This window comes from Cupriavidus sp. SIMBA_020 (genome assembly GCF_046535395.1).
Taxonomy (GTDB): Bacteria; Pseudomonadota; Gammaproteobacteria; order Burkholderiales; family Burkholderiaceae; genus Cupriavidus; species Cupriavidus campinensis.
The window spans coordinates 1-238 of record NZ_JAWRWU010001603.1 but is presented as its reverse complement, the minus strand read 5'-3'; the positions used below and the strand labels follow the sequence as shown (position 1 = coordinate 238).

Genomic DNA, 238 nt, shown 5'->3' with positions numbered 1-238 from the left:
ACCGGCCAAAATCCGCCGCCAAAATTGCCGCGACAAATTTCCCGTTTGCGCGAGACGCCTGCGGCAAGGCGTCGCGGCGGAATCGCGGTGATCGGTGTCCGAATCGCGACAAAACTTGTCCGTACGATTCTTCCAAGACACATTACACTGCGCTTCATAACTCCTATATACGACCCTTTCATGCCGTCGCCGCATTGATTGCCTCGCGCATTCAGCCGGCGTCCGCTTGATGCTCTCC

General features: G+C 57.1%; 1 protein-coding gene. It reads left to right on the top strand.

The annotated features are described in order from the left end of the window. A partial coding sequence (locus SB751_RS35020; protein WP_410749618.1) for a hypothetical protein occupies positions 1-230 on the top strand: 230 nt, incomplete at its 5' end. Positions 231-238: the final 8 nt, after the last annotated feature.